The organism is Nonomuraea sp. NPDC048881, assembly GCF_040649795.1.
Classification (GTDB): Bacteria; Actinomycetota; Actinomycetes; order Streptosporangiales; family Streptosporangiaceae; genus Nonomuraea.
The window spans coordinates 556,471-574,334 of sequence record NZ_JBEZGC010000001.1 but is presented as its reverse complement, the minus strand read 5'-3'; the positions used below and the strand labels follow the sequence as shown (position 1 = coordinate 574,334).

At 72.6% G+C, this 17,864-nt stretch carries 19 protein-coding genes; 12 read left to right on the top strand and 7 right to left on the bottom strand.

Going from position 1 to position 17,864, the window contains the following annotated elements; genetic code table 11:
- Nucleotides 1–81: 81 nt before the first annotated feature.
- Nucleotides 82–273, top strand: coding sequence for a hypothetical protein (locus AB0C33_RS02735; protein WP_352322643.1), 192 nt, complete (start codon nucleotides 82–84; stop codon nucleotides 271–273).
- A 25-nt stretch (nucleotides 274–298) separates the two neighbouring features.
- Here AB0C33_RS02735 and AB0C33_RS02730 read toward each other — a convergent pair whose 3' ends face one another.
- Both AB0C33_RS02730 and AB0C33_RS02725 read right to left on the bottom strand, forming a co-directional pair.
- Nucleotides 299–610: a DUF3817 domain-containing protein gene (locus AB0C33_RS02730; protein ID WP_352349459.1), complete on the bottom strand. Its 312-nt coding sequence runs from the start codon at nucleotides 608–610 to the stop codon at nucleotides 299–301.
- A gap of 2 nt (nucleotides 611–612) precedes the next feature.
- The gene (locus AB0C33_RS02725; RefSeq protein WP_358282958.1) at nucleotides 613–1,395 is read right to left on the bottom strand and encodes an SURF1 family protein; all 783 of its coding nucleotides are present in this window, start codon (nucleotides 1,393–1,395) and stop codon (nucleotides 613–615) included.
- A 106-nt stretch (nucleotides 1,396–1,501) separates the two neighbouring features.
- Here AB0C33_RS02725 and AB0C33_RS02720 point away from each other — a divergent pair, with 106 nt between their 5' ends.
- Nucleotides 1,502–1,675, top strand: coding sequence for a hypothetical protein (locus AB0C33_RS02720; protein WP_357990759.1), 174 nt, complete (start codon nucleotides 1,502–1,504; stop codon nucleotides 1,673–1,675).
- Nucleotides 1,676–1,909: 234 nt separating this feature from the next.
- Nucleotides 1,910–3,364, top strand: a complete 1,455-nt coding sequence (locus AB0C33_RS02715) for an NAD(P)/FAD-dependent oxidoreductase (RefSeq protein WP_358282956.1) — start codon at nucleotides 1,910–1,912, stop codon at nucleotides 3,362–3,364.
- 10 nt (nucleotides 3,365–3,374) lie between these two features.
- Here AB0C33_RS02715 and AB0C33_RS02710 read toward each other — a convergent pair whose 3' ends face one another.
- Both AB0C33_RS02710 and AB0C33_RS02705 read right to left on the bottom strand, forming a co-directional pair.
- Nucleotides 3,375–4,052, bottom strand: coding sequence for a GH25 family lysozyme (locus AB0C33_RS02710; protein ID WP_358282954.1), 678 nt, complete (start codon nucleotides 4,050–4,052; stop codon nucleotides 3,375–3,377).
- A 211-nt stretch (nucleotides 4,053–4,263) separates the two neighbouring features.
- Nucleotides 4,264–5,988 (bottom strand): gamma-glutamyltransferase family protein, encoded by a 1,725-nt coding sequence (locus tag AB0C33_RS02705; RefSeq protein ID WP_358282952.1) that lies wholly within the window; start codon nucleotides 5,986–5,988, stop codon nucleotides 4,264–4,266.
- Nucleotides 5,989–6,083: 95 nt separating this feature from the next.
- Between AB0C33_RS02705 and AB0C33_RS02700 the strand changes: the two genes are divergently transcribed.
- Nucleotides 6,084–7,193, top strand: coding sequence for a sensor histidine kinase (locus AB0C33_RS02700; RefSeq protein WP_358282951.1), 1,110 nt, complete (start codon nucleotides 6,084–6,086; stop codon nucleotides 7,191–7,193).
- Entirely contained in the window at nucleotides 7,190–7,837 is a 648-nt protein-coding gene (locus AB0C33_RS02695; RefSeq protein ID WP_352349443.1) for a response regulator transcription factor, read from the top strand. The genes AB0C33_RS02700 and AB0C33_RS02695 overlap by 4 nt, the downstream gene beginning before the upstream one ends.
- Here the strand turns inward: AB0C33_RS02695 and AB0C33_RS02690 are convergent.
- Entirely contained in the window at nucleotides 7,818–9,323 is a 1,506-nt protein-coding gene (locus tag AB0C33_RS02690) for an FAD-dependent monooxygenase (protein WP_358282950.1), read from the bottom strand. The two genes, AB0C33_RS02695 and AB0C33_RS02690, sit on opposite strands and share 20 nt — an antisense overlap.
- Before the next feature lie 57 nt (nucleotides 9,324–9,380).
- Between AB0C33_RS02690 and AB0C33_RS02685 the strand changes: the two genes are divergently transcribed.
- The 6 genes from AB0C33_RS02685 to AB0C33_RS02660 all read left to right on the top strand — a co-directional run bounded on the left by AB0C33_RS02685 (nucleotide 9,381) and on the right by AB0C33_RS02660 (nucleotide 13,678).
- A complete protein-coding gene (locus tag AB0C33_RS02685; protein WP_352326953.1) occupies nucleotides 9,381–9,578 on the top strand; it encodes a helix-turn-helix domain-containing protein in 198 nt (65 codons plus the stop codon).
- A complete protein-coding gene (locus AB0C33_RS02680; RefSeq protein ID WP_352349439.1) occupies nucleotides 9,575–10,048 on the top strand; it encodes a Clp protease N-terminal domain-containing protein in 474 nt (157 codons plus the stop codon). Before AB0C33_RS02685 ends, AB0C33_RS02680 begins: the two co-directional genes overlap by 4 nt.
- A 59-nt stretch (nucleotides 10,049–10,107) precedes the next feature.
- Complete coding sequence (locus AB0C33_RS02675) at nucleotides 10,108–10,881, top strand: class I SAM-dependent methyltransferase (RefSeq protein WP_358282948.1); 774 nt, start codon at nucleotides 10,108–10,110, stop codon at nucleotides 10,879–10,881.
- A gap of 140 nt (nucleotides 10,882–11,021) precedes the next feature.
- Nucleotides 11,022–11,258 carry an SHOCT domain-containing protein gene (locus AB0C33_RS02670; RefSeq protein ID WP_352349435.1) on the top strand — a complete coding sequence of 79 codons (237 nt, stop codon included), beginning with the start codon at nucleotides 11,022–11,024 and terminating at the stop codon, nucleotides 11,256–11,258.
- Between the two features lie 96 nt (nucleotides 11,259–11,354).
- The gene (locus tag AB0C33_RS02665; RefSeq protein ID WP_358282946.1) at nucleotides 11,355–12,233 is read left to right on the top strand and encodes a sulfite exporter TauE/SafE family protein; all 879 of its coding nucleotides are present in this window, start codon (nucleotides 11,355–11,357) and stop codon (nucleotides 12,231–12,233) included.
- Between the two features lie 56 nt (nucleotides 12,234–12,289).
- Complete coding sequence (locus tag AB0C33_RS02660; RefSeq protein ID WP_358282944.1) at nucleotides 12,290–13,678, top strand: tetratricopeptide repeat protein; 1,389 nt, start codon at nucleotides 12,290–12,292, stop codon at nucleotides 13,676–13,678.
- A 34-nt stretch (nucleotides 13,679–13,712) separates the two neighbouring features.
- On the opposite strand, the gene ald is transcribed toward AB0C33_RS02660, so the two are convergent.
- Nucleotides 13,713–14,822 (bottom strand): alanine dehydrogenase, encoded by a 1,110-nt coding sequence (ald, locus tag AB0C33_RS02655; protein WP_358282942.1) that lies wholly within the window; start codon nucleotides 14,820–14,822, stop codon nucleotides 13,713–13,715.
- A 52-nt stretch (nucleotides 14,823–14,874) separates the two neighbouring features.
- Complete coding sequence (locus AB0C33_RS02650; protein WP_358282940.1) at nucleotides 14,875–16,257, bottom strand: aspartate aminotransferase family protein; 1,383 nt, start codon at nucleotides 16,255–16,257, stop codon at nucleotides 14,875–14,877.
- 231 nt (nucleotides 16,258–16,488) lie between these two features.
- On the opposite strand from AB0C33_RS02650, the gene AB0C33_RS02645 reads away from it, so the two are divergent.
- On the top strand, nucleotides 16,489–17,844 hold the full coding sequence (locus tag AB0C33_RS02645; protein WP_358282938.1) for a dipeptidase: 1,356 nt from the start codon (nucleotides 16,489–16,491) through the stop codon (nucleotides 17,842–17,844).
- Nucleotides 17,845–17,864 lie beyond the last annotated feature (20 nt).

Sequence of the window (17,864 nt, the reverse complement as noted above, 5' to 3'; positions counted from 1 at the left end):
GGCACGGGTCCACTCGTTGGACGGGCGACGCAGAATGTGGGAGAGGCGGGGCGCGGGCTCCGCGTTCGGAGGAAGCCAGGGATGTCGCCAGTTCAGAAGTACGTCATCGGCGCAGGCGCCGCGGTTCTGCTCTCGCTGATCTTCTTGCCGGGCTGGATCACCCTGCTGGTGGTGCTCGGCGCGGTCGCGGCGCCGGTGGTCGGCTACCTCATGCTCGACCCGTCGCAGCGCGAGCGGCTCAAGCGGGCCCGCAGGCGCGGGATCGGCGGCTGAGGCCCGCGGGCCGCGGCGGGGGTCGTCAGGCCCTCGCCGCGCTCAGCTCCGACCGCACCCGGCCGTGCACCCTGCGCTCCACGTAGAACGACAGGAACGGGACCGTGCCGCCGAGCATGACCCCGAGCATGTACGGCCAGCTCCAGCGTGCCTTCATGCCCAGGTTCATGACGGTGATGAGGTAGATCATGTACAGGCCGCCGTGGATGGGCGCGACGATCTTCGACAGCTCGGCGGCGCCGAAGCCGTAGCGCAGCACCATCGCGACGCACAGGATGAGCAGCATGACGCCGACCACGTAGGCGAGCACCCGGAAGGGCTTGAGAGCCGATTCCACCGTTAACCTTCCAGAACCATCTCGGGGGACTTGTCGCGGTCCCGATCCGCCCGTACGGCGTCGCGTACGAAGTGGAACCACATGAAGACGGCGAATCCAGCGAAGATCCACCAGTTTGCGGCATAAGCCAGGTTACGCCAGGTCAGCGTGCCACCGACCTCCGGCGGCCGGATCTTCACCTGCGTGAGCGAGCCGGACGGCGGCTGGGCCACCAGGAAACCGGTCCGCAGCTTCTGGCCGGTCCACAGGTTGATCAGCTCGCCGGTGGACACGGTCTGCACCTGCCCCGGAGGCAGCCCCTCCGCCCGCCGCTGGACGCTGTCGGTGCCCTGCTGGCCCCGCAGCCGCCCGTGCACCGTGACCCGGCCCTGCGGCACGGCGGCGACGCCCGGATCGTCCGCCTCGGCCGCCCAGCCGCGCACGACCGGCATCAGCGTGCCGTCGTCGAGCCTGATCGGGGTGAGCACCCAGTAGCCGTGGCCGCGTGAGACGTTGCCGCCGGGGGCGTCGACGTCGGGCCGCCGGTCGGCGACCAGGAGCTGCCGGGCGGCCTCGTACGTGCCCTCGGCGGCGACCCTGCGGCCGACGGCCTCGCCGTCCATCTGCCCGCCCACCTGGGCCAGCGTGGCGACGCCCACCGGGGCCGGATCGACGGCCGCGTGCGGCTTGCCGGAGTCCTGGAACACGCCGAGCTGCCAGCGGCCGAGCAGGATGAAGGCGACGAGGACCCCGATCGTCAGCAGATGCAGCCCCACGACGCGGGGTGAGAGCAGGGTCCGGAGCATGCCTCAAAGCTATCCGCCGGGTGGAGTGGTCCCCTCATCAGCCCATGCCTATAGGTAGTGGCAAAGGGGTGCAAATGGACCATGTCATCGCGCTAGGCTGCTGGCCATGTCTGACCAGCATATCGATCCCGCGGGCAACACCCAGCAGTTCCGCGCCTTCGCGCAGCGCCAGGAGCAGGAGGCCGCGGCGGCCCCCAAGAAGTCGCCGCTGCTGCCGATCCTCGCGGTCGCCGTGGTCATCGTGATCATCGGCGTCGCCGCCTTCCTGCTGCTCCGCTAGCACCCAACCGCATACGGACACCCCACCCGCCCCGACGCCGTGGCGGGTCTTTGTCGTCTCCGCACATCCCCCGCATACCGGCCGGTCGGTGTGACGGGCTTCATGTCCGGACTGGACCAGCGGCTGACGACTGACTACATTGGACAATATGTCCAATACACCGGACATCAAGCCTCGCCGGGTGCGCTTCTCCTGGAAGAGCACGCCGCCGCGCTGCGGAGTTCAGGAGGTTCGGTGGCTGAGCCAGGACTGGTGATCATCGGCGCCGGCTTCGCCGGGATCGGCATGGCGATCAAGCTCAAGGAGGCCGGCTACCACGACTTCGTGATCCTGGAGAAGGCCGCCGACCTCGGTGGCACCTGGCGGGACAACACCTACCCCGGGTGCGCGTGCGACGTGCCGTCGCACATGTACTCCTACTCGTACGAGCTGAACCCCGGCTGGTCGCGGATGTTCGCCCCGCAGGCCGAGATCCGGGCCTACATGCGCATGTGCGCGGACAAGTACGGAGTGACCCCCCACATCCGCTACAACAAGCACGTCACGTCCCTGGAGTACGACGACGACCGCCGCGACTGGACGGTCACCACGGACGACGGCGCAACCATCCGGACGAAAGCGATCGTTTCCGGCATCGGCGCCCTCCACATCCCGAAATTTCCGGAAATTGCGGGGAGGGAATCCTTCGCCGGCCCCTCCTTCCACTCCGCCGAATGGGACCACTCGGTCGATCTGACCGGCAAGCGCGTCTCCGTCGTCGGCACCGGCGCGTCCGCCGTCCAGTTCGTCCCCCAGCTCGCCCCCCGGGTGCGCGAGCTGACCGTCTTCCAGCGCACGCCGCCGTGGATCCATCCCAAGCCCGACTTCGCCTTCTCCCCCGCCGCCCGGCGCGTCCTGGCCCTGCCCGGCATGGCGCGGGCCCTGCGCGGGGCCATCTACTGGGCGCTGGAGAGCCGGGCGCTCGGCTTCGCGGTGCACCCGCGCCTGATGAAGGCGCACGAGGTGCTGGCGCTCAAGCACCTGGCGGCGCAGGTGCCCGATCCCGGCCTGCGCCGCAGGCTGACGCCCGGCTACACGATCGGCTGCAAGCGCGTGCTCGTCTCCAGCGACTACTACCCGGCCCTGACCAGGCCGGACGTCACCCTGGTCACCGACGGCATCGCCGAGATCCGGCCCCGCTCGATCGTCACCACGACCGGCGCGGAGCACCCGGCCGACGTGATCGTCTACGGCACCGGCTTCAAGGTCGTGGAGGCCCTCCAGGACCAGCGCATCACCGGCCGGAACGGCCTGAAGATCCAGGACGCCTGGCAGCACGGCATCGAGACCTACCACGGCATCACCACCGCCGGCTTCCCGAACCTGTTCTTCCTGCTCGGCCCGAACACCGGCCTCGGGCACAACTCGGTCGTCTTCATGATCGAGTCGCAGGTCCGTTACGTCATCGAGTGCCTGCGCCTGCTCTCCAGGACCCAGGCCAGGGCGCTGGACGTCAGGAAGGACGCCCAGGACGCCTTCAACCGCCGGCTGCACGCGCGCCTGGACCCGCTCGTGTGGAGCGCGGGCGGCTGCCGCTCCTGGTATCTGGACGAGCACGGAGTGAACCGGACGATCTGGCCGGGCTTCACCTTCGAGTACTGGGCCCGTACGCGGAAGGTGCGGCCGCAGGCGTACGAGCTCATCTACTGAGGACGGCGGGTCACCTGCGGCCCAGCGCCTTGAGCTGGACGGGGGTGAGCGCGGAGACGTTCTGGTCCACCGGCGCGTCGGCGTACTGGTGGATGGTCCAGGTCTTCCAGTCGGCGGGGGCGGTCACCTGGCCGGGGCCCTTGCCGTAGCGGGCCACCCACAGCGGGTACCGCTGGAGGCCGTGGCCGTACTCGTCGGCGAAGTTCCAGCCGCTGTAGAACAGCGGCGTGACGCCGGTCCTGGCCTGGACGTGCGCCAGCCACTTCTTGGCCCAGGCGTTGACCTCGGTCACGGACCGGCCGTCGGTGGTCTCCAGGTCGAGCGCGAGCAGGTCGCCCTTGGCGGCCGGCTGCCGGTCGACCACGGACAGGAAGTGGTCGGCCTCGGCGATCGGGTCGTTCGACGGGTGCCCGTAGTGGTAGGCGCCCCGCACCTTGCCCTTCGCGCCCAGGTCGGCCCAGTGGCGGGCGAAGGAGGCGTCCACGCGGGTGGCGCCCTCGGTGGCCTTGACGATGCCGAACGCGGCGCCGCTGGCGGCCCAGTCGTGGTCCGGCTGGTAGTGGGAGACGTCCTGGCCGTAGGTGAGGCCGTCGGCGTGGGCGGGGGCGGACGTCAGGCCGAGGCCCGACACGGCGGCGGTGGCGGCCAGCAGGGCGCTCGCGTACAGCTTCTTGGCGTTCGGCTTCACGGGGTTCCTCCTGAGGGCAGGCGGCAGCCGCCCACGGGTGTCTGTCGGATGCCGCGACGGCGGCTGATGAGCTGCGGCAGGCGGTTCCAGCCCGGCGGCATGGCGCGTCGCGATGCCCGTTACAACCCCGTGACCTGGGCAAACATTCCCTCATGCCGGAGTCAAGCCGGCGAGTGGCGGCGGCCCGCGAGGGGGCCGCCGCCGTGCGCGCTCAGCGTGGGTCGACGACCAGGGCGCTGCCGCCGCCCCGCCGTACGGGCTCGGCGACGGCCTGGACCAGGCCGTGGCCGCGCAGTTCCAGCGCCGTGGCCGCGCCGATCTCGGGGTTCAGCACGAAGCCGTGCCCCTTGGCCTCCAGCTCGGCCCGGTACTTGTCGAGGAACGCCTGCTCGGCCTGCGTCTGGGCGGTGTTGCGCTGCGTGGCCCGCGGCGCGGCGAGGGCGTCGGGCAGGCTCATGCCGAATTCGTACCGGTTGACCAGGATCTGCAGCACGGTCGTGATGATCGTCGAGCCGCCCGGCGAGCCCGCGGCCAGCACCGGCCTGCCGTGGTCGAACACCAGCGTGGGCGCCATCGACGAGCGCGGCCGCTTGCCGGGGCCGGGCAGGTTGGGGTCGCCGGGGGCGGGGCCGAAGGTGAAGTCGGTCAGCTCGTTGTTGAGCAGCACGCCGCGGCCCGGCACCACGATGCCGTTGCCGCCGGTCGACTCGATGGTGAGGTTGTAGGCGACCACGTTGCCCCAGCGGTCGGCGACGACCAGGTGCGTGGTCTCCGGCCCCTCGTCCGCGATCGGGGTCGCGGTGCCGGTCGGGGTGGCGCAGGCGCCGTACGTGCCGTCGGGGCTCCCCGGGGCGACCGGGCTGGTCAGGGCCCTGTCGCCGATCAGGCAGGCGCGCTCCTTGGCGAACCCGTCGGACAGCAGCTCGCGCAGCGGCACGCCGGGGATGTCGCCGACGTAGGCGTTGCGGTCGGCGAAGGCCAGCCTGGACGCCTCCAGGTACTCGTGCAGGCCCACCTTGGGCAGGGCTTCGAGGATGTTGAGCGCCTCGCCGACGGTCGAACCGCCCGAGGACGGCGGGGCCATGCCGTAGACGTCCAGGCCGTTGTAGGAGATCTTGGTGGGCTCGCGCAGGAGGGCGCGGTAGTCCCGCAGGTCCGACAGCTCCATCAGGCCGGGCCTGACGTTGCGGGTGCTGCCAGGGGTGACCGGCGGCTTCTTCACGGTGGCGACGATCTCCGCGCCGAGCCGGCCGCCGTACAGCCAGCCGGGGCCGCGCCGGGCCAGTTCCCGGTACGTGTTCGCCAGCTCCGGGTTCTTGAACACCGAGCCGACCGGCGGCGGGGCGCCGTTCGGCAGGTAGAGCCGGGCCGTCGAGGTGATGTCCTTGAAGCGGTCGGCGTTCGCGGCGGTCTGGTCGTGGAACGTCTGGTCCACGACGAAGCCGCGGGAGGCCACCTCGATGGCGGGCTGGAGCGCCTGGCCGAGCGAGAGGGTGCCGAACCGGCGCAGGGCCAGGTCCCAGTGCGCCAGCGTGCCGGGCACGCCCGCCGACAGGCCGCTGGTGACGCCCTCGTCGAACGGGATGCCCTCGAAGCTGGACGCGGTCATCGCGCGCGGGGCGGTCTCGCGGCCGTCGATGGTGACGACCTTGCGCTGCCTGGCGTCGTACAACACCATGAAGCCGCCGCCGGTCAGGCCGGCCGAGTACGGCTCGGTCACCCCGAGCACGGCTCCGGCGGCCACGGCCGCGTCGACGGCGTTGCCCCCGCGTCTCAGCACGGAGATCGCGGCCTTGCTGGCGTCGAGGTCGACGGTGGCGACGGCGCCTCCGTACCCCTCGGCGACCGGGGCCTTCTGCTGGGGGCCCGCCGACGCGGGCGCGGCGGGCAGGAGTGAGATGAGGACTGCTGCTGCGGAGAAGATCACACGGCGCATGGTGTCCACGATGACCCAGCTACGCCCGTCGTGGTAGGGCCCCCTCGGACAAGGGGATGATGTCGCGCGCGCCGCCGGTGGCCTAGCGTGGAGGCGTGCGCTGGAAGTCCGGTTTCGACCCTTATCTCGCCCTCATCGTGGCGGTCGCCCAATTGGTGATCGCCCAGGGCGCGACGTGGGGCCAGCGTCTCCTCAGGGAGCAGCTCGACCCCTACGCGTACGCGTTGCTGCTGGTCGGGCCGCTGGCCATCCTCTTCCGCAGGCGGTTCCCGCTGCTGACGGTCGCCGTGGCGCTCGGCGCGATGGACCTGTTCCTCATCGGCGGCTACGCCTACGGCCCCGCCTTCCTCAGCCCGGGCGTCCTGCTGTTCCTCCTGGTCACCGGGGGCAGACGGCTGATGGCCTGGACGATGGCGACCATGACGGTGACCTCGCTCCTCAGCTACGCCTGGTGGGTGGGCAACCGGGACCTGTTCCACAGCGTGTCGATCCTGGCGTTCATCCTGCTGTTCATGGTCGTGGCCGAGCTGGTCAGGATCGTCAGGGAACGCCGGGCCGAGCGCGAGCGCGTCGCGGAGGAGGAGGCCAGGCGGCAGGCCAGCGAGGAGCGCCTGACCATGGCCCAGGAGCTGCACGACGTGCTCGCGCACAACATCTCGCTCATTCACGTGCAGGCCAGCACCGCGCTGCACCTCATCGACGCCAACCCCGAGCAGGCCCGCTCGGCCCTGGCCACGATCAAGACGGCGTCCAAGGAGGTGCTGGGCGAGATGCGCTCGGTGCTCAACGTGCTGCGCGACGGCGCCCCGCGCTCCCCGACGGCCGGGCTCGACCGGCTCGACGACCTCGTCCAGCGTTCGGGGATGGAGGTCTCGCTCCGGCGGGTGGGGTCGCGGCCGCTGCCGCCGCAGGTCGAGCGGGCCGCGTACCGGATCGTGCAGGAGTCGCTCACCAACGCCGCCCGCCACGCGCCCGGCTCGCGGGTCTCGGTACGCCTGGAGTACGGCGCCGAGGAGCTGGTCATCGTGGTCGCCGACACGGGGGCGACCAAGCCCGCCGTGCTGTCGGAGGAAGGCAGCGGCAACGGCATCCCCGGCATGCGCGAGCGCGCCTCCGCCCTGGGCGGCACGCTCGTCGCCGGCCCGTCGGGCGGCGGCTTCCAGGTCGAGGCCCGTCTGCCCCTACCCGAGGAGAACCCAACGTGATCAAGGTGTTGCTCGCCGACGACCAGGCGCTGGTCCGGGCGGGCTTCAAGGCCCTGCTGGACGCCCAGCCCGACATGACGGTGGTGGCCGAGGCGGCCGACGGCGCGGAGGCGGTGCGCCTGGCCGGCGAGCACGCCCCGGACGTCGTGCTGATGGACATCCGCATGCCCGGCACCGACGGCCTGACCGCCACCCGCCTGATGCCGCCCGGGCCGCACATCATCATCCTGACCACCTTCGAGCTGGACGAGTACGTCTTCGAGGCGCTGCGCGGCGGCGCGTCCGGCTTCCTGGTCAAGGACACCGAGCCGGCCGAGCTCATCCAGGCCGTGCGTGTGGTGGCGGCGGGCGAGGCACTGCTGTCGCCGAGCGTGACTAGGCGGCTGATCGCCGAGTACGCCTCGCGCGCCAAGGAGCCGGTCGCCACCCAGGGCCTCGACCAGCTCACCGAACGCGAGCGCGAGGTGCTCTCCCTGGTCGGCACGGGCATGACCAACGACGAGATCGCCGCCAAGCTGTTCATGTCGCCGGCCACGGCCAAGACGCACGTCAGCCGGGCCATGATGAAGCTGCACGCCCGCGACCGCGCCCAGCTCGTGGTCATCGCCTACGAGTCCGGCCTGGTCAAGCCGGGCTGGCTCTGACGGCGGACGGCCCCGCGCCGAACCACGCCCGCGCCGCCTCGGCCAGGCCGCCGGTCCCGGCCCAGGCCACGTACCCGTCGGGGCGGACGAGCAGCACGTCGGCGGGCGGCTCGGCGCACCGCGCCCGCACCACATCGATCCAGCCGCCCTCGGGCAGCACCGGGTCCGGGCCGTCGCCGGAGAGCGCCGGAACCGGGTCGTCGCGGAGGTCGAGCAGCACCGGGCGTCCGGCCCGCAGCAGCCCGGCGGTCCGCTGCTCCCCCGCCGCCGTGTCCAGCGGCAGGTCGGGGAGGAACCGGCCGGCGAGCGGATGCGGGTGCTCCAGCCCGGGCGCGGGCGGGTAGCGGGTGTCGGAGCCGTGCAGGAGCGCGGCGAGCCGGCGCAGCGGCTGCTCGTCGGCGAACAGCTCGGCGAGCAGCGCGCGCAGGGCGTCGCCGTCCTCGCCGGGGGCCCGTTCCAGCGCCGCCTGGGCGCGGGTCTGGGCCAGCGCCCGCGCGGCCACCGGACGGCGCTCCTGCTCGTAGGTGTCGAGCAGCCCGGCGGGCACCCGTCCGAGCAGCACGGCGGCCAGCTTCCAGGCCAGGTTGGCCGCCTCCGTCAGGCCGACGTTGAGCGCCGACCCGCCCGCCGGGAACAGGTGGGCGGCGTCCCCGGCCAGGAACACCCGCCCGGCCCGGTAACGCTCGGCGAGCCGGGCCTGGGCGACCGTGCCGGACAGCCAGATCGGCTCGCCCAGCGGCAGGTCCCGCCCGAACACCCGGCGTACGGCCGCGCGGAAGTCGTCCGGGGTCACCGGGCCGCCGGGCAGCGTGCCGCGCTCGCGCACGCCCGCGATGAGCACGCCGGGCCGCAGCGAGGTGAGCAGCAGCCGGCCGGCCGGGGTGCGGTTCCAGCCGGGCTCCAGGCCCTCGACGCGCGGCGCCTGGAACGGGCCCTGCTCGTCGCGGGCGAAGTGGCCGAGCCGCAGCACCTCGTCGTCGGTGGTGCCCGGGAAGCCGATGCCCGCCAGGGCGCGGACGGTGCTGTGCCCGCCGTCGCAGCCGACCACGTACCGGGCGCGGGCCCGGCCGGTGGACAGCTCCAGCGTGACGCCCTCCTCGTCCTGCGCCAGCCCGAGGACCTCGTGGCCGCGCCTGATCTCGGCCCCGAGCCGGACGGCCCGCTCGGTCAGCAGCCGTTCCAGCCGGGGTTGCTGGATCAGCAGCAGCCGCAGCGGCATGTCGTCGTGCCCGGCGAAGCGCAGCGGCACCTGCCCGAACGGGAACCCCGGGGCGGGGCCGGCGAAGCCGCTGCCCTCGGCGAGGACGCCGAGCAGGCCGCGGTGGCCGAGCAGCTCCACGATCTGCCCGGCGAGCCCGTTGGCCTTGGGCAGCTCGCTGGGTTCCGGGCGTTTGTCCAGCACGATCGGGCGTAAGCCGGCCAGCGCCAGCTCGCCCGCGAGCATGAGCCCGACCGGGCCCGCTCCCACGATCATCACGTCGTCCATGCCTGTCAGGCTAGATTGACAAAATCCCGGCTGTCAATCTAGCCTGACAATGTGGACATGGAAGAGCTGTCTCAACGCATCAGGTCGAACGACCCCGCCCTCGGCCTGCGGGCGGTGGGCGCGCTGCACCGGCTGGCCGAGCAGGTCGAGGCGGCGTCGGTGGCGGCGGCCAGGGAGCAGGGCTGGACCTGGGAACAGATCGGCGACGCGCTCGGCATGTCGCGGCAGTCCGTGCACGCCAGATACGGAAAGTGAGGATCGCCATGTTCGGCAAGGAGAAGAGCCCCTTCGCGGCCGTCGTCAGCGCGGCGCTCGACGAGGCCAGGCAGCGCGGCGACCGGCGGCTCGGCACCGAGCACCTGCTGCTCGGCCTGCTGCACGATCCCGCCGCCGAGCCGGCGCGGGCGCTCGGCGTCGACCTGGCCGGGGCGCGCGCCGCGCTCGACGAGCTCGACCGCGAGGCGCTGCGCTCGATCGGCCTCGACCTCGGCCAGGCCCCGCGCGCGACGCCCCGCCGGCATCCGCCGGTCCCCGGCACCGCGCTCACGTCGAGCGCCCGCGCGGTGATCAACGCCGCCATCGGGGCCACCCGGCGGAAGACCAGGCCGCAGGCGCCCCGCCACCTCCTGCTCGCCCTCCTGGAGCGCGACCGCCACGACCCGGTGGCCCGGCTGATCGACCAGCTCGGGATCGACCGCGCGGCCGTCCGCGCCCGGGTCGCCTGATCGGCGACACGGGAGAAATCCGGTTGAAGCCGCGGCCGGGGCGCTGACATGGTCGAAGGATGCGGCGTACATACGATGACCTGGTCGAGGAGGCCGACACGGTGTCCGTGGCCGGCTGGGACTTCTCCTGGCTGGAGGGCCGGGCCACCGAGGAGCGGCCCTCGTGGGGCTACTCCCGCCTGCTGGCCGGGCGGATGGCGGAGGCGCGGGCGGCGCTCGACGTCCAGACCGGCGGGGGCGAGATCCTGGCCGGGCTGCCCACGCTGCCGAAGGTGACGGTGGCGACCGAGTCGTGGCCGCCCAACCTGGCGCTGGCCGCCGCCCGGCTGCGCCCGCGCGGCGCGTACGTGGTGGCCGACGACGACGAGCCGCGCCTGCCGTTCCGCGACGGCGTCTTCGACCTCGTGGTCAGCCGCCATCCGGTGGCGACCTGGTGGGCGGAGATCGCCCGGGTGCTGCGTCCCGGGGGCGCGTACTTCTCGCAGCAGGTCGGCCCGCGCAGCGTGTTCGAGCTGACCGAGTTCTTCATGGGCCCCCAGGACGGCTCGGCCCGCGACCCGCGCCAGGCCGTGGCGGAGGCGGAGGCGGCCGGGCTGGAGGTGGTCGACCTGCGGGCCGAACGGCTGCGCATGGAGTTCCGCGACATCGGCGCGGTGATCTACTTCCTGCGCAAGGTGATCTGGATCGTGCCCGGCTTCTCGGTCGCCCGCTACGGCGACACGCTGCGCGAGCTGCACGAGCTCATCGAGGCCGAGGGCCCGTTCGTCGCCCATTCGTCCAGGTTCCTCATCGAGGCCCGGCGGCCCTGGGCGCACCCGCCCTTCGGACGATGAAACGCGCCGGCGCGCTACCGCCTCAGGCGTACGCCGGGCCCGCCCGAGCACTCCCCGGGGCGCAGCGGCGGCGGCTCCCGGAGGGCGATTCGCCGCGCCGCGCGAAGGCGGACCCTGGAGGCAGGACGAAGGAGGAAGTCATGCATCCGCATCTCTGGCCGGTCTTCCCGGTCTTCTGGGGCCTGTTCTGGGTCGCGCTCATCGCGCTCGCCGTCACCGCCCGCCGCAAGGGCTGGTGGGGGCGTCGCCCGGCGGCCGTCCCCGACCGGCCAACCGCGTCGGCCGAGCAGATCCTGGCCGAGCGGTACGCCCGCGGCGAGATGGGCGACGACGAGTTCTTCGAGAAGATGTCCGTGCTCAAGGGCGCAACCACCTAAACATCACTAAGGGTACAAGAACTGTCACTGGCCGCATCCAGCCTGCCGCGTTACGTTTCCCCCGAAAGCATCGCGCGCGAGCGGGGAGGGCTGAGCGTGGAGGCGGTCACCCTGTTCGCCGGGGGCGTGGCAGCCGGGCTGGTGGCGGGCACCGCCTCGTGCACGGCCGCCCAGGGCGGGCTGCTCGTGGGCCTGGTCGGCCACCGCCCCGGCCGCGACCCGGCGCTGGTGGCCTGGTTCCTGGCCGGCCGGCTGGCCGCGTACACGCTGGTGGGAGCGCTGCTCGGGCTGCTCGGCTCGGCGGTCGGCCTGCCGCCGCGGGCGCGGGCCGTGCTCCTGGTCGCGGCCGGCTGCGCCGTGATCGGGTTCGCGATCCGGCTCATGCGCGGCGGGCGGCACGCGTGCGCCGAGCCCGTCCGGCCGTCCGGGTACCAGGCGCCGCTGCTGGGGGCGGCCACCGTCCTGGTGCCCTGCGGGGTGACGATCGGCATGGAGATGCTCGCCGTCTCCAGCGGCTCGCCGCTGTCGGGCGCGGCGGCCATGGCGGGGTTCGTGGTCGGCACGGCGCCGGCGTTCGCGCTGCTCGGCTACGTGCTGCGGCGGATCTCCCGCACCCGGCTGGCCAGGTTCGCCGGGGTCGTCGCCGTCGCCGCCGGGCTCTGGACCGTCGTGGCCGGGCTCAACCTGGGCGGCTGGACGGGTGAGGCCGCACCGGCCGCCGCCGGCCCCGCCGCCCGGACCGTCACGGTCTACGCCACCCGCGAGGGCTACCGGCCCGCCGCCGTGTCCGTCCCGGCGAACGTACCGGTCGAGGTCATCTTCAAACTGGTCGATCAGGGCTGCACGGGCACCGTCACCATCGACGGACGCGACGTGGCCCTGCCCGCCACCGTACGGCTGCCGCCCCACCGCCCCGGCTCGCTGCGTTACGTGTGCGGGATGGGGATGTATTCCGGGTTCATCAGGTTCTCCTAGGGCCGTTGTCGGCGATTACGGTTCGCGATCGTATGATCACGTGCCACTCTGTCGCCATGGCCTGGTGGCAGGGAGAGGTGGCGACGCCGGCCGTTCCGGCGCCACGGGTGGGTGACGAGCCGGAGTTGCTGGTGGCCGCGCAGCAGGGCGACGCGCAGGCGGCCCACCGGCTCGGCAAGCTCTACGCCCAGCGCGGCGACCGCGCGGCGGCCCGGCTCTGGTGGGAGCTGGCGGCCGCGGGCGGCAACGTCGACAGCGCGTACAACCTGGGCGTCTGGCACGAGAAGCACGGCAGCCTGGAGGAGGCGGTCATCTGGTACGAGACCGCCGCGGCCACCGGCGACGCGGAGGCCGCCGCCAACCTGGCCACGCTCCTGCTCGAACAGCGCGGCGACGCCGGCGCCGCGCGGGCCTGGTTCGAACGCTCGGCCCTGGCCGGGTCGCGCGCCGCGGCCCGCCGGCTGGCGCTGCTGTGCGAGGACACCGGCGAGACCGGCGTGGCCCGCGAGTGGCACCGCAGGGCGGCCGACGACGGCGACATGGCCTCGGCCCACGACCTCGGCTTCCTGGCCTACTCCGCCGGCGAGGACGAGGAGACCGTGCGCTGGTGGGAGTACGCCGCCAGGGGCGGCCACGCCGACTCCGCCCACTGCATGGGCCTCTACCTGCACGCCAGCCGCGACCCCGAGGGCGCCGAGGCCTACTACCGGCTGGCCGCCAAGAACGAGCATCCGGGCGCCGCCTCCCGGCTCGGCGCCATCGCCCTGTCCCGCGGCGACCTGCGTACGGCCCGCGCCTGGTACGAGCGGGCGGCCGCCGCCGGGCGGCTGGAGGACCAGCGCATGGCCGGGTTCGTCTGCGTTGAGCTCGGCGACACCCCGGCGGCCAGCCACTGGTTCGGCAGGGCGGCGGCGGGCGGCGACGCCGAGTCCGCCTTCAACTACGGCCTGCTGCTGATCGCCGAGTTCGGCGACCTGGCCGGCGGCCGCCACTGGTTCCGCCAGGCGGCACAGGCGGGCCACCACGGCGCGGCGGTCGAGCTGGGCGGGCTGCTGACGGTCGCCGGCGAGCTGGGCGAGGCCGAGGAGTGGCTGGCCGATCCGCCGCCGCAGGCGTGGGCGCGCACCGCCGAGCCCGAGCTGGCCGCCCGCGCCGAGCTGGCGTCCGCGGCCACCGGCCGCAGGGGCGGCGTGCCGCTGTCGGTGCCCGACCTGACGGAGGTGCTGGGCACCTGGGACCTGGTGACCAGGCCGCTGCACGACCACTCCGACGTGATCGGCTGGCTGGTGGAGCGGAGCGGGGTGCACCGCAGCGCGGTCGAGCACCTGGCGTCGGTGCGCGGCACGCTGCTGCGCCCCGGCAGCGCGCCGTGGCCGGGCACGGGCGAGATCCAGCACGTCCTCGCCACCGCCCGTGACCTGCGGCGCCGCCTGGGAGTGCGTTAGGGGCGCGACCGCCGGCCGCGCCCCCGGAAGAGGATCAGAGAACGTCGGCGACCGGCGTGTACGGCAGCCCCAGCGCCTGGGCGACCGGCTCGTTGGTGAGCAGGCCGTCATGGGTGTTCAGACCGCCCGCGAGGCCCTGGTCGGCCTTCAGCGCGTCGCGCCAGCCCAGGTTGGCCAGCTTGACCGCGTACGGGAGCGTCGCGTTGGTCAGGGCGTAGGTGGAGGTGTTGGCCACCGAGCCCGGCATGTTGGCCACGCAGTAGAAGATCGAGCCGTGCACCGTGTACGTCGGCTCGGCGTGCGTGGTCGGCCGCGAGTCCTCGAAGCAGCCGCCCTGGTCGATGGCGATGTCCACGAGCACCGAGCCCGGCTTCATCCGCGCGACCAGGTCGTTGGAGACCAGCGTCGGGGCCTTGGCGCCGGGGATCAGCACCGCGCCGATGACCAGGTCGGCCTGCAGGACCTCGCGCTCGATCGCGTACGAGGTGGACACGAGGGTCTTGAGCCGGCCCTGGTAGATGGCGTCGATCTGGCGGAGCCGGTCGATGTTGGTGTCGAGCACGGTCACGTCCGCGCCCATGCCCACGGCGATCTGCGCCGCGTTGAGGCCCGAGACGCCGCCGCCGATGACGACGACCTTGGCCGGGGCCACGCCGGGCACCCCGCCGGGCAGCACGCCGCGGCCGCCGTTGAAGCGCATGAGGTTGTAGGCGCCCACCTGCGGCGCGAGCCGGCCCGCGACCTCCGACATCGGGGCGAGCAGCGGCAGCGTGTGGCCCACCTGCACGGTCTCGTACGCGATGCCGGTCGTCCTGGCGGCGAGCAGGGCGTCGGTGCACGGGCGGGAGGCGGCCAGGTGCAGGTAGGTGAACAGGACCAGGCCCTCGCGCAGGCGGTGGTACTCCTCGGCGATGGGCTCCTTGACCTTCAGGACCATGTCCGCCCCGGCCCAAACGGCGTCGGCGTTGTCGAGGATCTTCGCGCCCGCGGCGAGGTACTCCTCGTCGGTGATGTGTGAGCCGAGGCCGGCACCCCGCTGGACGGTGACGTCGTGACCGTTCCGCACCAGCTCGTGAACACCGGCGGGGGTGACCGCCACACGGTATTCGTGGTTCTTGACCTCGGCAGGGACGCCGATCTTCATCGTAGGGATCCTTTCGGAGACCGGCACTTCGTCGTACCGGGTGGGGAGGGTGTTAGAGGCGCGCCCACGCTTCCGAGAGCACACCCCGCAGGATGGATCCGATCTCGTCGAACTCCCTCTGCCCCGCGATCAGCGGGGGCGCGAGCTGGATCACGGGGTCGCCGCGGTCGTCCGCCCGGCAGTAGAGTCCGGCGTCGAACAGCGCCTTGGACAGGAATCCGCGCAGCAACCGCTCGGACTCCTCGGCGTTGAACGTCTCCTTGGTGGCCTTGTCCTTGACCAGCTCGATGCCCCAGAAGTAGCCCGAGCCCCGCACGTCGCCGACGATCGGCAGGTCGCGCAGGTCGTCGAGGGTGGCCTGGAAGAGGGGCTCGTTCTTGGTGACGTGGCCGAGCAGGTCCTCGCGCTCGAAGATGTCGAGGTTGGCGAGGGCCACGGCGGCCGACACGGGGTGGCCGCCGAAGGTGTAGCCGTGGGCGAACATGTTGTCGCCCTGCTTGAACGGCTCGAACAGCCGCTCGTGCGCGATCATTGCGCCGATGGGCGAGTAGCCGCTGGTCAGGCCCTTGGCGCAGGTGATGATGTCGGGCACGTAGTCGAACTTCTGGCCGCCGAACATGGTGCCGAGGCGGCCGAAGGCGCAGATGACCTCGTCGGAGACGAGCAGCACGTCGTACTCGTCGCAGATCTCGCGCAGGCGCTGGAAGTAGCCGGGGGGCGGCGGGAAGCAGCCGCCGGCGTTCTGGACGGGCTCGGCGAAGACGGCGGCCACCGTGTCGGGGCCCTCCATCTCGATGGCGCGGGCCACGCGGTCGGCCGCCCAGATGCCGTATTCCTCCGGCGACATGCCGGGGATGCCACTGATCTCGTCGGCGCGGTAGTGGTTCGTGTTCGGGACGCGCACCGAGCCGGGCACGAGGGGCTCGAACATCTGCTTGAACGCCGGGATGCCGGTGATCGACAGGGCGCCCTGCGGGGTGCCGTGGTAGGCGATCTGGCGGCTGATGACCTTGTGCTTGAGCGGCTTGCCGACGAGCTTGTAGTACTGCTTGGCCAGCTTCCACGCGGTCTCGACGGCCTCGCCGCCGCCGGTGGTGAAGAAGACCCGGTTCAGCTCGCCCGGCGCGTGCTCGGCCAGGCGGGCGGCCAGCTCGGCCGCCTTGGGGTGCGAGTAGGACCACAAGGGGAAGAAGGCCAGCTCCTGGGCCTGCTTGGCGGCGGCCTCGGCCAGCTCGCCACGCCCGTGCCCGACCTGGACGACGAACAGCCCGGCCAGGCCGTCGAGGTAACGCTTGCCGTGGATGTCGTAGATATAGGACCCCTCACCGCGCACGATGGTCGGGATCTCGTTCTCCTGGTAGGCGCTGTGCCTCGTGAAGTGCAACCACAGGTTGTCCTGCGCGGCCTTCAGGACGTCGTTTTCCGGCTGCGTCATGGTTATCTTCCCTCGTGTCGAACTCCCCACAGTGTGCATCTTCACCTGCGGTTTGCCAAGCGAATCGGTCGCAGCACTATGCAAGAAAATCGAGATCCGCAGAACCGTTGTGTAACAGCAACGAAATCCGCAGGTAGATTAACGCGCGGGTCATGCCCGTTTCCATACTGTGGAACCTTCTGTGATCCAATGAGACCAAACTGCCGAGAACGACCCCCGGGGGACCGTCCCGTGACTCCTGACCAGATCGAGAGCGCCGTCGCCGCCGCGATGCCCCGAGCCATCGAGGAGCTCAAGCGGCTCGCCGCCATTCCCTCCGTGGCCTTCCCCGGGCACCCGGAGGAGCCGGTCTACGCCGCCGCGGCGGCGACGGAGGAGCTCGTGCGCTCGGCGGGCCTGCCGCACGTCCAGCAGGTCGCCGTCGAAGGCAGCTTCCCCGCGATCTACGGCGAGGCCCCGGCCCCTCCCGGCGCGCCCACCGTCCTGCTGTACGCGCACTACGACGTGCAGCCCGCCGGCGACCTGGCCGCCTGGCGCACGCCGCCGTTCGAGCCCACCCTGATCGACGGCAAGCTGTACGGCCGCGGCTGCGCCGACGACAAGTCGGGCATCATCTCCCACATCGCCGCGCTGCGCGCCTTCCAGGGCCGGTTCCCGGTGGGCATCAAGGTCATCATCGAGGGCCAGGAGGAGTACGCGGGCGAGCGCCTGGAGGCCTTCGTCGAGCGCAACCCCGAGCTGCTGCGAGCCGACGCCATCGTGGTCGCCGACACCGGCAACCCGCGCGTCGGCGACCCGGCGGTCACGACGTCGCTGCGCGGCATGGCGGCCTTCACCATCGAGGTGCGCACGCTGCGCGAGGCCGTGCACAGCGGCTCGTTCGGCGGCGCCGCCCCCGACGCGCTGGCCGCCCTGATGCGCATGCTGACCGCGCTGCACGACGAGAACGGCGACATCCGGGTGCCCGGCCTGCCGCGCGGCAGCTTCCTCGGCCAGGGGCCCTCGGAGGAGGAGTTCAGGAAGACCGCCGGCGTGGCGGACGGCGTCTCGCTGGTCGGCTCCGGCTCGCTGGCCGACCGGCTGTGGGCCTCGTACGCCATCACCGTCACGGGCCTCGACGTGCCGACCGTGTCGGGCGCCGTGAACGCGGTCCAGCCGGCGGCGCGGGCCCGGGTGACCGTCCGGGTGCCTCCGTCGGGCGACCCGAAGACCACGGTCAACGCCGTGGTGGAGTTCCTGCGCCAGGTGGCGCCGTGGGGCGTGCAGGTGTCGTTCGACGACTTCACCGTCGGGTCCGGCTTCCAGGCCGACTCCGGCGGCAAGGCGCGGGCGGCGCTCAACCGGGCGATGGAGCGCGCGTTCGGCCGCCCGCCGCGCGACGTGGGCGCGGGCGGGTCGATCCCGCTGGTGAACACGCTGCTCAAGCAGTACCCGGCGGCCGAGATCCTGCTGTTCGGCGCCGAGGACGAGGACGCCGCCATCCACGCCCCCAACGAGCGGGTCGACCTTGAGGAGCTGCGCCGGGTGGCCACCGCCGAGGCGCTGTTCCTGCAGGAGCTGAGCCTGCCGTCGGCGCTCGGCGTCTGAGCCGCGCCTCTCGCCCCCGG